The sequence below is a fragment of the Mycobacterium heidelbergense genome (genome assembly GCF_010730745.1).
Taxonomy (GTDB): Bacteria; Actinomycetota; Actinomycetes; order Mycobacteriales; family Mycobacteriaceae; genus Mycobacterium; species Mycobacterium heidelbergense.
This window is the reverse complement of the sequence record NZ_AP022615.1, coordinates 2,244,662-2,257,387: the sequence shown is the minus strand read 5'-3', so window position 1 is coordinate 2,257,387 and position 12,726 is coordinate 2,244,662. Positions and strand designations below refer to the sequence as shown.

Here is a 12,726-nt window from a genome sequence, read left to right as displayed (position 1 = left end):
GGCGCGTGACCGATACTCGACTCATGCCGATCCCCGCCGTCAGCCACACGCGAGGGTCGATCGCGTGGCACCCGGGGAGCCCATGAACGAGCGCGACGAATTCCTGCGGGACCGCCTGCGGCCCGACCGGCCCGGCGCGCCCGCCGCATACCCGCCGGCCCCGTGGGCCGCCCCGCCGCTCCCCCCGCCGCGCCAGCAGTCCGCTCCCCCGGCGCCCGCCGTCGCGCCGGCGCCCGCGCTGCCCGACCGTGGCTGGCGACGCATCGTGCGGCTGGCCACCTTTGGCCTTGTCAAGCCGGGTCCGTCGGCGGCGCAGCGCCAGGAGGCCCACTTCGAAGCGGCCGTCCGGGGCGTCCTCCGCGGCACCTACAAGGTTGGCGTGCTGGGCAAGGGCGGGGTGGGAAAGACATCGGTGGCCGCCAGCGTGGGATCGCTCTTTGCCGAATTGCGTCCGCAAGACCACGTCGTGGCGATCGACGCCGACACCGCGTTCGGCCGGTTGAGCAGCCGAATCGACCCGCGGTCGACCGGGTCGTTCTGGGAACTGACCTCCGACAAGAACGTGCGGTCGTTCACCGATGTGGTCGAGCGTCTCGGCCGTAATCCCGCCGGCCTGCACGTGCTCGGCGGCGAACCGGCGTCCGGCCCGCGCCGGGTGCTCGACCCCGCGATCTACCGGGAGGCCGCGCTCCGGTTGGACCGCCATTTCACGATCTCGGTCATCGACTGCGGCTCGACGATGGACTCGCCGGTCACCCAGGAAGTCCTGCGCGATCTCGACGCGCTGATCGTGGTGTCCTCGCCGTGGGCCGACGGGGCATCCGCGGCCGCCAGGACCATGGAATGGCTGTCGGAAAGGGGCCTGACGAGTTTGCTGCGCACCACCATCGTGGTGCTCAACGATTCCGATGGCCACGCCGACAAGCGCACCCGGGAGTTGCTGGCGCGCGAGTTCGTCGATCACGGACAGCCGGTGATCGAGGTGCCGTTCGACCCCCACCTTCGGCCCGGCGGCGTCATCGATGTGAACGGGGAGATGGCGCCGGCGACGCGGCGCAAATTCCTCCAGGTCACCGCGACGATCGCCGGCTATTTCGCGGCGCGGACGGACCCGCATCAGGGCCGCTGACCGGCACCCGCGCGCGCCACGGGGTCGGCGACGGCCTCGATCTTGGTCACGAGGCCGCCGCGGATCGTCAGCACGATGGCGGCGAAGAGCCGGCGTTCCGCGAAGGCCAGCACCACCGGTCCCCCGGCGGGACCGCTGACCAGCGTCACTTCCGGTCCCAGATAGAGCAGCAGGTTGGTGGCCACCGCCTGTGGCCCATGGTTGACCTGCGGCGGCGGCGCCGGATCGGCGAGGATCGTCCCGGCACCCCAGACCGCCGGGTCCAGGACGGCGGTCAGTCCGGCGAGGTCGCCGTTGGCGCACGCGGTGATGAATTTCTCGGTGACGAGCTGGTGCTCGGCCGAGGCCACTTCGGCCGACTTCGGTTGGGCCACCGTGAATTTGCCCCGCGCGCGGCGCGCCAGCTGGCGGCAGGTGCCGACGGGGCGGCCGACGGTCTCGGCGATCGCGTCAAAGGGAACCCCGAACACGTCGTGCAGCACGAACGCGACCCGCTCGCCGGGGCTGAGCCTGCGTAGAACCTCCAGCAAGGCGGCACGGACCTGGTCGTCGAGGGTGATCCGGTCGGCCGGGTCCTGGCGCGACGGCGCCGGCCGCCGGTCCTCGAGATCGTTTCCGCCCGGCCGTTCGTAGCGGGCGCGGGCCGAACGCACCTGATCGAGGCAGAGGCGGCTTGCCACCACGGTCAGCCATCCGCGGACATCGTCGATCTCATCGAGATCGGCGCGCGACAGACGCAGAAACGCCTCCTGCGCAATGTCTTCCGCATCGCCGACATCGCCCATCATCTGATAGGCGAGGTTGACCAGATACGGGCGGTGCCGGCGCCAGGCCTCCGTGACCTGGTCGCTGGGTGACGGCGACTGGTTCATGAATCTTCGACGATCTGCCGGGGCGAAAAGTTACGCGTCCGGGCTGTAACTTTCCCGCCTTCGGCGCCGTCCTTGGAGTACCGCAGAAAATTCATGGAAGGAACCACACCATGACGATCGTCGTAACGGGGGCAACCGGCAACGTCGGGCGCCCGCTCGTCCACGAACTTGTCGCCGCGGGCGCGCCCGTGCGCGCGGTCACCCGCACGCCGACCACCGCCGGGTTCCCGTCCGGCGTCGAGGTGGTTGGCTCGACCGCCGACGCGCTGGCCGGCGCATCGGCGGTATTCCTCAATTCCCGGGCGCTGGGCGAGCGGCTGCCCGAGGTGGTGACCGAGTGCCTGAGCGCCGGGGTCGGCAAACTGGTCGCGCTGTCGGCGATCAACGCCGACGACGACTTTTCCCGGCAACCGTCACGGTTTCGCGGGGACCGCAACAGGGAGGTCGAACGGCTTGCCGTCGAATCGGGCCTGGCCTGGGTGAGCCTGCGGCCCACGGTTTTCGCGACCAACTTCGCCGGCATGTGGTCGGCGCAGATCCGCGCCGGCGACGTGGTGGCCGGGCCATACGCGGCGGCCTCGTCCGCGCCGATCGTCGAGAGCGACATCTCGGCGGTCGCCGCGCGGGCGCTGCTCACCGACGAGCTCGTCGGTCAGCGGATCCCGCTGACCGGTCCGCAGGCGTTCACCAACTCCGAGCTGGCCGGGGTCGTCGGCGCCGTCCTGGGCCGGCCGCTGCAGTACCGGGAGGTGCCGGAGGACCTGGTGCGGCAACGGTTCATCGGCCTGGGGTTCAGCGCCGGCTTCGCCGACGCCTACACGGCGATGCTCGCCGAGACGCTCGACAAGCCCGCCCTGGTCACCCACGACGTGGAGAAGATCCTCGGCCGGCCGGCGATCCCGTTCGCCCAGTGGGTTTCCCAACATCGCGACCTGTTCACCAGAACCTAGGTAAGGAGCCCGACATGTCCGAACTGCGTCCGCCGCGCTACCTCAAACCCATGAACAAGGTGATGATGGCGATCCAGCGGCTCGGGATACCGACCGGCCCCGCGATGGTGCTGACGGTGCCCGGCCGTAAGTCGGGCCGCCCGCGCAGCACGCCGATGACCCCGTTCGATTTTCACGGCGGCCTCTACGTGGTGGCCGGCTACCCGGGCGCCGACTGGGCGGCGAACGCCCGCGCCGCCGGCGTCGGCACGCTGAGCCGGGGCCGACGCTCACGCGAGGTCAAGATCGTCGAACTGGCCGCCGAGGAAGCCCGCCCGGTGCTGCGGGCGTTTTCCACCGAAGTGCCGGTCGGGGTCGCGTTCGCGAAGCGCTCGGGGCTGGTCCGCGACGGCACGGCCGACGAATTCGAGGCGCTGGCGGGCCGGCTCACCGTTTTTCGATTCGAGCCGTGCACCGCGGGGCCGTAAGTTTTCCGGCGCCGCGAGCCGCCGCAGCGCCACCGCTGTGGGTTGGTTGGTAAGCCAGGGCGGGCCACGCCTGACACCTTGTGGTGGTCACACGTGTCACGTGCGTCGCGGCGTCGCGGGCACATACTTCTCTCTGCCCGCCTAACAGCGACTGGCTGTCGCGCGTAGGCGGGCACATCGTCGTATGCCGGCCAGCGGGTTACCGATGTGACACACGGGAATTGGCGCCCGACGTTGGCAGCGCCCCGACCTCGGCGGTGCGGCCGGGACGACGACGCGTCCCCGAGTCCCCCGCGCGGCGGTCAAAGCGCCGTGGGCGCATGCCCTTACCAGACGATGGCGGCCATGTCGCGATTGTCCGAACACACGCTGCGGACCGCGGCCTCCATGTCGGCGGCGGTGATGATCTGCAGATCCTCGACCGTCACCGGCCGGCCGGCGCGCTTTTGGGCGACCACGCGGGTATCGCGGAATCCTTCGGCACGTTCGATGACGTTGCGGGCGAACCGGCCGTTCTGCATGGCGTCGATGCCGTGCTGCCCGCCGGGGGTGGTGTAGTTGCGGATGGTGGTGGCGGCGTCCAAGAACTTCTCCCGCGCCCCCTCGTCGAGGAGGCTGGCGCGCGGGGCCGCGTAGCGGTGTCCGATCTCGACGATCTCGGCCGGCGAGTAGGACTCGAACCGCAGCTTGCGGTTGAACCGGCCGGCCAAACCCGGGTTCACGGTGAGGAATTGGTCCACCTGATCCTCATAGCCCGCTCCGATGAAACAAAAGTCGAAGCGGTGGTTTTCCAATGCGACCAGGAGTTGGTTCACGGCCTCCATGCCGATCATGTCGGGCGTGCCGTCCTGATGGCGTTCGATCAGCGAGTAGAACTCGTCCATGAAAATGATTCGGCCGAGCGACTTTTCGATCAGCTCGTTGGTCTTGGGTCCCGATTCCCCGATGTAGTGGCCGCAAAAGTCCGACCGGCGGACCTCCCGGACCTCGGGGTGGCGCACGATGCCCATGCCGGCGTAGATCTTGCCCAGCGCCTCGGCGGTGGTCGTCTTGCCCGTCCCGGGCGGTCCCACCAGCAGCATGTGGTTGGTCTGGCCCTCCACCGGAAGCCCGTGCTCGAGGCGCATCATCCGGACCTCGAGCTGGTCTTCCAGCGCCGACACCGCCTGCTTGACCGCCGCCAGGCCCACCTGCTTGGCCAGCAGCCGGCGGCCCTCGGCCAGCAGCTGGGCGCGCCGCTCCGCCGCGTCGTCGTCCTCGCGCTGCTCGCGGCTCTTTGCCGTCGCGGCATCCCATTTGTCGGTGCGGCTGGCGATGGTTTGTTCGTCGGTCACGACCAACTGCAGGTTCGGGTCGGCCAGCGCCGCCTTGGCCGCGTCGGTCAACACCCCGTTGATGGTGGCCTTCGACAGCCAGATCTGGGCCCGGTCCTCCTCGTGGAGCTGGCGGTGAACCATGCCCCGCACGTACGCCAGGTCGGCGGCCAACAGCGGAATGTCGGCGGGACCGATCGACGCCGTCAGCACCTCGGCGCCAAACCTGGCCGACGAGCTGTGCTGTCCGACCACGTCGACGCGATCCAGCCAGTCCAGCGCCACCCGGCCCTGCCCGAGGTGCGCGGCGGCATGCGCGGCCAGCGCGCAGATCGACGCCGTCACCGCCGACATGATGATCGCCTGCGGCGGCAGCTCCTCGGCGGCCGTCGACAACACCTCTGGCCAGCGCTGCGTCGCGTACATCAGGAACGCCCGGGCCAGCTGATGCCATTGATAGTTGCCCCAGGAATCCAACAGCTCACGGTTGGCCAAAACCCTTTCGGCCTCGGCGTATTCGCCGGGGATCGTCAGCGCCGACGACAGCGCCAAACCCACCTGGGATGCGTCAGTCACCGTGATGCCGATGTAGGGGCCCAGCTGCATTTCGGCGGCCAGCTTCCGGCCGATCCGCGTGGTCTCGCGATGCAGCCATTCGCGGTGGTCGTTGAGCCGCTTCAGCGACGCCAAGTCGTTGTCACCGCAGGCGATACGGCCCAGCCAGGCATCGGCCATCGACGGATCGGCCTCGGTGGCGGCGACGAACTCCGGCAATGCCGCCGCGCGCCCCTGCCGGTCCCCGACTTCCATGGCGCGGTCGAAATGCCTACGTGCCGTAAGCAAGTCACCCATCGTCCACACCGTCGCTAGGTGGCATACGACATTGTGACCGACTCGAGGTTGACGTAGCGGTTCTCCGCACGAAACAGGTCCATGTCGACCAGCCAATCTTGTTCTGCCGCAATGACCTTCACCATCTCACCGCTGACCTGCTCGATGACCACCTCGAACGCGTGCCCGTGTCCGTCCGGGAGCCTCGTGCCGGCCGGCGCGACGGTGACCACGGTGGCGGGCCGGGGGGCGGGCGAGATCGCGATGTCCGCGCCATCCGAGCCGCCGCCACCGGCCTTGGGTCGCGGAACGTATTCGACGACGCTGACGGTGGTGCGGGGCACCGGCCGTGCGGCGCCGACGACGCTGACCGTCGGCATCCGCACGCTGGCCCAGCGCTTCTGGTCGCGGGTGTGCACGCAGACCCGTTCGCCGGCGCCCGCGGTGCGGATCACGATCCGCTTGGCGATCGCGTCGTCGGCGGCCACGAAAACCCGTGACAGCTCGCCGGCGTCGGTAACCGGGATCATCAGCCGGTCCCCGTTGCTCAGCTTGCCCACCAACACACCCGACGGCCCGATCTCGACGATCAGCCGCTCGGGCAGCGCGCTTCGGCGCAGCCCGCGCAGGTACGGGCGTGGGCCGCACATGTTGGCGGCCGCCGCGGCCGCCTGCTCACCGTTGAGGCGGCGCAGGATGACGCTGGGCGGGCTCGGGGCCTGCGTGGGTGTGCGCACGGTGACCGTCGCGGTGCAGGTCCCTTCCGGGAATATCGTCACGTTCTGGATCACCTCGTCGACGCGGAGCGTCCATGCCTGCGCGAGCGCGTGTGAGGTGATCGCCTCGGCCGGGTAGGCGTACGTCGTCATCCACCCGGCCTCCCCGCGGACGGCCTTCCACTTCTGCGCCGTGCCCGACACCGCGTCCCAGCCGAGCCGGCGATCGAGCTCGATCAGGTCGGTCGCGGTCGCCACCTTCGCGCGCAGCCCGTGGCAGCGCAGCAATCCCGCGATCCGCTGGGCCGCCGAAATCGCCGTCGCCCCAAGGGTTGTGCGCCACCGCAGCGCGTGCGTGTTGTCGATCACCGGCAGCCGCACGATCAGCCACGTCTCGCGCCGGCCCGCGTACGGCGGGGTGCCGATCTCGGCGTCGTACACCCGCGGGTAGTCACCGACGTTGCCGCACCGCGACCCGACGGAGACGACGCTGATCGAGTCGAGCTCGAGCCCGAGCGGGTGCCGCAACATCGGCACCAGGTCGACGACGTCGATGACGTTCTCGGTCTCGACGCTCACCGAACCGGTCACCGTCGTCGCCCGATGCGCCCGGCCGAGTAGCTGCACCGCCACCACGGCCACGCCATCGTGGACGCGCACGCCACCGCCGGATCGGTTGCTGGCCACGGTGATTGGGTCGCTCCAGCCGATCGGCCGGCGGCCCCGCAGCGCCAGGACCGCCCAGGACCACGCCGGCTGTCCCCACCATGGCACGAACGCCAGCGCGACGCCCACCAGCACGGCCGCCGCCGCGCCGGCGTAGCCGCCCACCGCCCAGCCCGCCAGGGCTAGCACGAACACCGCCAACACACCGATGACCCGCCGGTCGCTGCCCGGGCCGAAGCCGGTCAGCCGCGACCTCATCGCGCCCTCCGCAGCCGCGCCCCGACGGCCACCACCAGCACGCCGGCGGCCACGGCGCCGAGGAAGCCGAGGGCGACGTTGCGCGCCCGATGATCCGGCGGCGGCGGGGGCGCGGCCGGGGTGATCACCCGGCTCTGCGCGCCCGGGGGCATCCGGTCGCCGGGCGGGATGTTGAACGTCAGCGCGGCGACCGGATCGACCAGGCCATAGCCCACCTTGTTGTCGACGCCGGCCGGTGGATTGTGGGCCGACTGCACGATCCGGTTGATCACCTGATGCGCGCTCAGCTCGGGGTATTTGGCGCGCACCAGCGCCGCGACGCCGCTGACGTAGGCCGCCGAGAAGCTGGTGCCCCAAAACGGCATGTTCTTCTCGCCGGGCCTGGTCGGCGGATAGGCGTTGACCGGCCCGCCGCCCTGGGGCGACAGGCCCATGATGTGGGTTGCGGGCCCGGCCACACCGACCCAGGGGCCCGACATGCTCTTGTCGATGGGGGCGCCGCCGGCGTCGACACCGCCCACCGACAGGACGTAGTCGGAGAACCACGACGGCGAGGAGATGACCTTCACCTGGTGCCAGTCGCGCGGGTCCGACGGGTCCAGCGGGTCATACATCGGGTTGTTGTCGCAGCCGCCCTCCCCGTCGTTGCCGGCCGCGGCGACGATCACCGCGTCCTTGACGGTCGACGCGTACCACACCGCCGCCCCCAGCGCGCGCTGATCGGTCGTGGCCACCGCCGGCAGGCACGAGGTCACCGAAATGTTGATCACCTTCGCGCCCATGTTGGCGGCGTGCACCACCGCCCGCGCCAACGTGTTCAGCGTGCCCGCTTTGATCTTCGCGTCCGAGTTGGGATCGGCCGGCCCCGGGTTGACCGGCTCGAAGGCCCGCGAGGACTGCCGGATCGAGATGATGGTCGCGTGCGGAGCCACACCGACCACGCCGTCGGGGGCCCCCGGCGGGGGCGGCGCCACGGCGGGTTCGTCCTCGGTTTGCGGGTCGGGCGGCCCGTTGGAGGGCGCCATCGCACCGGCCTCCGGCGGTGGCGGTGGTGGCGGCGGAACGATCTGGGTGATCGTCACCGGCGGGGGCGGTGGGGGCGGCGCCACGGGGGGCGGCAGCTCGACTGGAGGGGGAGCCCCTCCAGTGGCCGGGGGCGGCCCGGCCGGCGGGGGGAACGCAGGCGTGGCCGGCATCGGTCGCGGCATCGGCACCAGCCCCTGTGGTGCGGCGCCGATGATGGCGCCCACCACCGTGCCGTGCGCGTCGCAATCGGATAGCCCGTCCTCGCCCATGATGTAGTCGCCACCGGGAACGACCGGCAGTCGCGGGCTGGGCGAAACCCCGGTGTCGATGACCGCCACGGGCACCCCGTTGCCGGTGCTGTACTGCCACGCGCGGCTGATGTTGAGCAGGTCGAAGCCGGGCGCCATTTGCGACACGTCGGGCGTTTTCACGGTGATCGGCGCCGAGCAGCTGTTGGCGCGCCGCATCGGTTGATCCGGTCGCGGCGGCCCGTCGGGGGGCACCGCCGCCGGATCCACCCTGGGCGGTGAAATCGCTTGTGCCGACGGGACATTGCCCACAATGACGACAAGCGTCAGGGCCGCGAAGACCGCGGCGACCCGGGTGCACACCGACATCAGTGGCGAAGCCACGTGAACAGCCCTCCCAGCGCCGCGGCCGCCGGCAGCAACACGATCATGGCCAACACCTCGAGCCATTCCACGGTCAACCGGATCAACGGCCGGAACCGCGTCGACGGCACCAAAAGCGCTGCGGCCAAACCCAATGCGGCGAAGGCCACCACCAGCGCCACCGGCCATACCAGCGCGCCCTCGAGGTTCCTGGGCGCGGCCAGCGCGTACTTGATGATGCCGGCGCACACCGCCGCGCATGCCCCGCACACCAGCGCGACCGCCTGGTACTTGGCGGCGAACCCACGGCCCTGGGTGATGAAGATGCCCACCACCAGGCCGGCCACCACCAGGGCCAACCACGCCCAGTGACGACCCGGCGTCAGCACCCCCCAGACCGCGACCGGCAGCACCGCGGACGCCCCGACGCACAGACCAACCTGCACCGCGTTGACCAAGCGCGCCGACGCGGCGATCGCGGCGCCGCGGGCGGTGATGTCGGTGAGTTCGTCGTCCTCGTCTTCGCTTTCGTTCGCGCCGACCGGAGACACCGTGTCCACGGGCATCCCCTCGCGGCGCGCGAACAGGTCGCGCCCCGTGATCGATCCGAAGTGCGGGGGCCGTACCCGGGCCACCCACAGCGCGATCGTCGGCGCCATCCGCACCAGCACGAGCAGTCCGAACAACACGCAGATCGACAGCACCTGCACCGACACCGGCCGGAACATCCGGGCGGCGGCCACCGCGGCGATGGTCCCGCACACCGTGACCACCGCCGTCGCCACCGCGGTCTGCCATCGTTTCCGGGTCGCCACGCTGATCGCGATGGCACCCAGAATCACCACCACGAACCCGATCAGCCCGTGCGGGGAGCCCAGCTTTCCCGGCGGCGCGCAACCGCCGGCAACGGCCAGCAAAAGCACTGTGAGCCAAGCGAATCCGCTGAACATGTCGCGCCGCCGCGGCCATCCCCAATACACCACCACCGTGGCGATCGCGAGCAGCACGCCGACCCCGCCGGCAACGGCGGCCGGGATCACGCTGTCGGTAAAGGTGCGTTCCCGCAGTGTCAGGGCCACCACCACACCGACCGCCATGGCGAGGACCGCGATCGCCGTGTGGGCGGCCGTCACCGCCGTCACCGGTGCAAACATCCGGTCCCCGCCGTCGCGGCCCAGCCACTTGCCCATGGCCGCCAGCGCCGTCGACAGCGACTCGTATTGCGGCTCAAAGGATTCCCCATCGACCCTGGGGACCAGCACCAGGGTGTCACCGTCTTGCACGCCGAGCTCGTCGAGGCTCTTGTTGATGTCGAGGCGCACGCCGTTGACCTTGTGCAGCTCGTAGCTGCCGGGCGGCAGCGCGACGCCGTCGAAGCCTTTGCGCTTCAGGTCGTCGCTCAACAGCTCGACCATGCCCTCGAAGAATCCCTCCACCGGGGTTCCGGCGGGGAACACCTGCGAGCACAGGTGCTTGTCATAGGAGATGTTGACCGCGCAGCGCGCCGGGAAGGCGACCTTATGCGGCTGCAACCTCTCGGTCACTGCTGCGCCCTCTCGGCACCGGCCTCGGGAACGTATTTGTCGGCCAGCCCCGCGGTGATTTCAAACAGCCGCAACCGCGACCTTTTCTTTAGCTCGTGGACGGTGTCGATGATCCCGCCCCGCGCCAGGTGCGGATCGAACGGCATCACTTCCACGGTCGCACCCACCTTGGTGAACCGCTCGGTCAGATAGGCCAGCGCGTCCTTGTCGACGGCGCTGTCGGTGTGGTTGATGATCACGGTGCTGTGCGAAACCAGCTCGTGATAGCCCTCCGCGCTGAGGAAGTCGATGGCGCGCAGCACCGGCCGGGATCGGTCCGCGGTGATACCGGAGACAAACACCAGGGTGTCGGTGTTGTCCAATACGGCCTTCATGACGGGGTGTTCAAGGTCGGGGGCGGTGTCGACAACCATGACGTTGTGGGTTCGCCGCAACCGCGCCAATACCCCGGCGAACATCGCCGGCACCAAGGGCCTGGGCTGGTCCGACGTCCGGTTTCCGGCCAACACGTCGAGCCCCACCACGTTTTGCCCCAGGTGTTCCCGGATGTCGGCGTAACCCTGGACATCGGTGTCGTTGATGATGGCCGTGTAGTCGCCGGGCGGGGCCTCGTCGATCCGGTCGGCCAGGGTGCCGAAACCCGGAACCGCGTCGATCGCGATCACGTTCGTCGGGCGGCACTCGCGGAAGACGCCGCCGATGCACGCGGTCATCGTCGTCGCACCCACCCCGCCCTTGCCGGAGACCAGGGTGATCACGAATTGCCGGCGGATATGCCGCCGAATACGTTCCTTCAATTCACGGTAATGCCGTTCGGCCGGTGATTCACCGAGGTTTATCTTTCGGAACGAAATGTTATAGACGAATTTTCTCCAGCCGGAACCCGGTGGTATTTTTCGCGGAGCGGCTAAATCGGTGATACGCATCGTATCCGATACCGAATCCCGGTGGCGCACCGCCGGCGGATCCCCCCGCCCAAGCCTCTCTTCGTCAAACATATTAGGGTCATTCCAAGGGGTGGTCACGACCGCGATGCTAACACGATTGGCGATAGATCGTTTACGCGATCACTAAGCCGGTGAAGTGCATTACAAGCGTTAGGGTTTGCCATTCCAAGATTGGTCGTCCTGCCGGTTTAACGGCGTTGTCAGACCACGCGTCGGTAGGAGTACCAGTCCTCGCCGGCCGGCAGATTCCGAATGAGGCGCCGCACCGCCGCGCCGATGTCGCTCCGCGAGCCCGGGGACAGGACCTGGTAGCGACGCCCACCCGACGTCACGCCTTCGACGCACAACCGACCGGCGGCAGTGTCGACGATCGCGACCGACGACTCCCCGATCGCGAGTCGGGCCGTCTTGTCCGGGCCGACACCGGCCTGCAGCGCCACGATGGCCGCGTACGCCGAGCGCGCCGGATCGGCGGCCATGGTGACGATGTGCAGCTGGTCGACATCCAAGCGCTGGCCAAGCAGAAACGATCGCAGGCCGGCGGCGTCGTGCACCGACTCCAGCAGCTCCTCGGTGTCGACCGTCACCGGCCGCAGCGGCGCCGCTTCGGCGACCCCGCAGAGCCGCTCGACCTGACCCACCACGAGCTCGGTGGCCGCGGCTTCCTCGCGGGCGGTGCCGGCGGGATACAGACGCACCAGATCGCCGTGCCGCTCGAGGACCACCCACCAGCTGGCGAACCGGCAAATGGCCGCGCGCGTCGGATCGCGGCCCGGCACGCTGATGTGCAACAGCAACCCGAGGTCGCGCCGCAGCAGCACGGTCATCCACTCCCGGATCATCGGGTCGGCGTTGCCGGCGGCGTCGAGCGCACCGCACGCCGTCAGCTCCGCGACCACCGGGTGGCGCAGCGCCATCTCGGCGGTCTCCAGCCGTGGCAGCAACGGCCGCAGGCCCAGCTCGGGGCACAGCTGCTCCACCCCGGTCACCGCCTGCAACACCCACAGGCCATCGACTGTCGTGGTCAGCACGGCGCGTTCACCTCGGCCACACCGCCCGGCGCACCAACGGTGGGGCGCACGCGGCCGGTCGGGGAGTTCTCAGAACAGGCCGTGGATCTGCTGGTCGGTGTGGATGGCGGCGTCGAGCACATGGCTGGTCGTGTGGCCGTGCTGGCGCACCGTGTCGATGAGGCCCTGCAGTCCCGACAGCATTTGGTATTGGGCGTCGAAAAACCCCGTCGCGCCGTGGCCGGCGAAAAACTCCTGCAGCGCGTTCGTCTTTTGCGAAACGTCGGCGTGGATGGAGTGGAGTTGGCCGGCGCGGGAACCCACGTCCGTCGCGAAGTCGGCCACGGCTCCCGGGTTGTAAGTGATGGCATCGTCCATGGTGAAGG

Annotated in this window: 11 protein-coding genes; 3 read left to right on the top strand and 8 right to left on the bottom strand. The window is 69.7% G+C overall.

Going from position 1 to position 12,726, the window contains the following annotated elements; translation table 11 throughout:
* Positions 1 to 82 precede the first annotated feature (82 nt).
* Entirely contained in the window at positions 83 to 1,129 is a 1,047-nt protein-coding gene (locus G6N25_RS10590) for a MinD/ParA family ATP-binding protein (RefSeq protein ID WP_083076890.1), read from the top strand.
* Here the strand turns inward: G6N25_RS10590 and sigI are convergent.
* Positions 1,117 to 2,001 (bottom strand): RNA polymerase sigma factor SigI, encoded by an 885-nt coding sequence (gene sigI / locus G6N25_RS10585; protein WP_083076887.1) that lies wholly within the window; start codon positions 1,999 to 2,001, stop codon positions 1,117 to 1,119. The genes G6N25_RS10590 and sigI overlap by 13 nt on opposite strands.
* Before the next feature lie 110 nt (positions 2,002 to 2,111).
* On the opposite strand from sigI, the gene G6N25_RS10580 reads away from it, so the two are divergent.
* On the top strand, positions 2,112 to 2,951 hold the full coding sequence (locus G6N25_RS10580) for an NAD(P)H-binding protein (RefSeq protein ID WP_083076885.1): 840 nt from the start codon (positions 2,112 to 2,114) through the stop codon (positions 2,949 to 2,951).
* A gap of 14 nt (positions 2,952 to 2,965) precedes the next feature.
* A complete protein-coding gene (locus G6N25_RS10575; RefSeq protein ID WP_083076882.1) occupies positions 2,966 to 3,418 on the top strand; it encodes a nitroreductase family deazaflavin-dependent oxidoreductase in 453 nt (150 codons plus the stop codon).
* Between the two features lie 326 nt (positions 3,419 to 3,744).
* Here G6N25_RS10575 and eccA read toward each other — a convergent pair whose 3' ends face one another.
* The 7 genes from eccA to G6N25_RS10540 all read right to left on the bottom strand — a co-directional run bounded on the left by eccA (position 3,745) and on the right by G6N25_RS10540 (position 12,718).
* Positions 3,745 to 5,583, bottom strand: coding sequence for a type VII secretion AAA-ATPase EccA (gene eccA / locus G6N25_RS10570; RefSeq protein WP_083076880.1), 1,839 nt, complete (start codon positions 5,581 to 5,583; stop codon positions 3,745 to 3,747).
* Positions 5,584 to 5,597: 14 nt separating this feature from the next.
* A complete protein-coding gene (gene eccE, locus G6N25_RS10565; RefSeq protein WP_083076877.1) occupies positions 5,598 to 7,202 on the bottom strand; it encodes a type VII secretion protein EccE in 1,605 nt (534 codons plus the stop codon).
* Positions 7,199 to 8,860: a type VII secretion-associated serine protease mycosin gene (gene mycP / locus G6N25_RS10560; protein WP_163672422.1), complete on the bottom strand. Its 1,662-nt coding sequence runs from the start codon at positions 8,858 to 8,860 to the stop codon at positions 7,199 to 7,201. The genes eccE and mycP overlap by 4 nt, the downstream gene beginning before the upstream one ends.
* Complete coding sequence (gene eccD, locus G6N25_RS10555) at positions 8,845 to 10,371, bottom strand: type VII secretion integral membrane protein EccD (protein ID WP_083075781.1); 1,527 nt, start codon at positions 10,369 to 10,371, stop codon at positions 8,845 to 8,847. The genes mycP and eccD overlap by 16 nt, the downstream gene beginning before the upstream one ends.
* A gap of 8 nt (positions 10,372 to 10,379) precedes the next feature.
* On the bottom strand, positions 10,380 to 11,408 hold the full coding sequence (locus G6N25_RS10550) for a MinD/ParA family ATP-binding protein (protein ID WP_142272770.1): 1,029 nt from the start codon (positions 11,406 to 11,408) through the stop codon (positions 10,380 to 10,382).
* Positions 11,409 to 11,530: 122 nt separating this feature from the next.
* Positions 11,531 to 12,361, bottom strand: a complete 831-nt coding sequence (locus G6N25_RS10545; protein ID WP_083075726.1) for an ESX secretion-associated protein EspG — start codon at positions 12,359 to 12,361, stop codon at positions 11,531 to 11,533.
* Between the two features lie 69 nt (positions 12,362 to 12,430).
* On the bottom strand, positions 12,431 to 12,718 hold the full coding sequence (locus G6N25_RS10540; RefSeq protein ID WP_083075728.1) for a WXG100 family type VII secretion target: 288 nt from the start codon (positions 12,716 to 12,718) through the stop codon (positions 12,431 to 12,433).
* Between the last annotated feature and the right edge of the window lie 8 nt (positions 12,719 to 12,726).

What these genes read in the sequence shown, in the direction of transcription:
- G6N25_RS10590 (WP_083076890.1), top strand. Translation starts at nt 83, where the DNA reads ATGAACGAGCGCGACGAATTCCTGCGGGACCGCCTGCGGCCCGACCGG.
- sigI (WP_083076887.1), bottom strand. Translation starts at nt 2,001, where the DNA reads ATGAACCAGTCGCCGTCACCCAGCGACCAGGTCACGGAGGCCTGGCGC.
- G6N25_RS10580 (WP_083076885.1), top strand. Translation starts at nt 2,112, where the DNA reads ATGACGATCGTCGTAACGGGGGCAACCGGCAACGTCGGGCGCCCGCTC.
- G6N25_RS10575 (WP_083076882.1), top strand. Translation starts at nt 2,966, where the DNA reads ATGTCCGAACTGCGTCCGCCGCGCTACCTCAAACCCATGAACAAGGTG.
- eccA (WP_083076880.1), bottom strand. Translation starts at nt 5,583, where the DNA reads ATGGGTGACTTGCTTACGGCACGTAGGCATTTCGACCGCGCCATGGAA.
- eccE (WP_083076877.1), bottom strand. Translation starts at nt 7,202, where the DNA reads ATGAGGTCGCGGCTGACCGGCTTCGGCCCGGGCAGCGACCGGCGGGTC.
- G6N25_RS10540 (WP_083075728.1), bottom strand. Translation starts at nt 12,718, where the DNA reads ATGGACGATGCCATCACTTACAACCCGGGAGCCGTGGCCGACTTCGCG.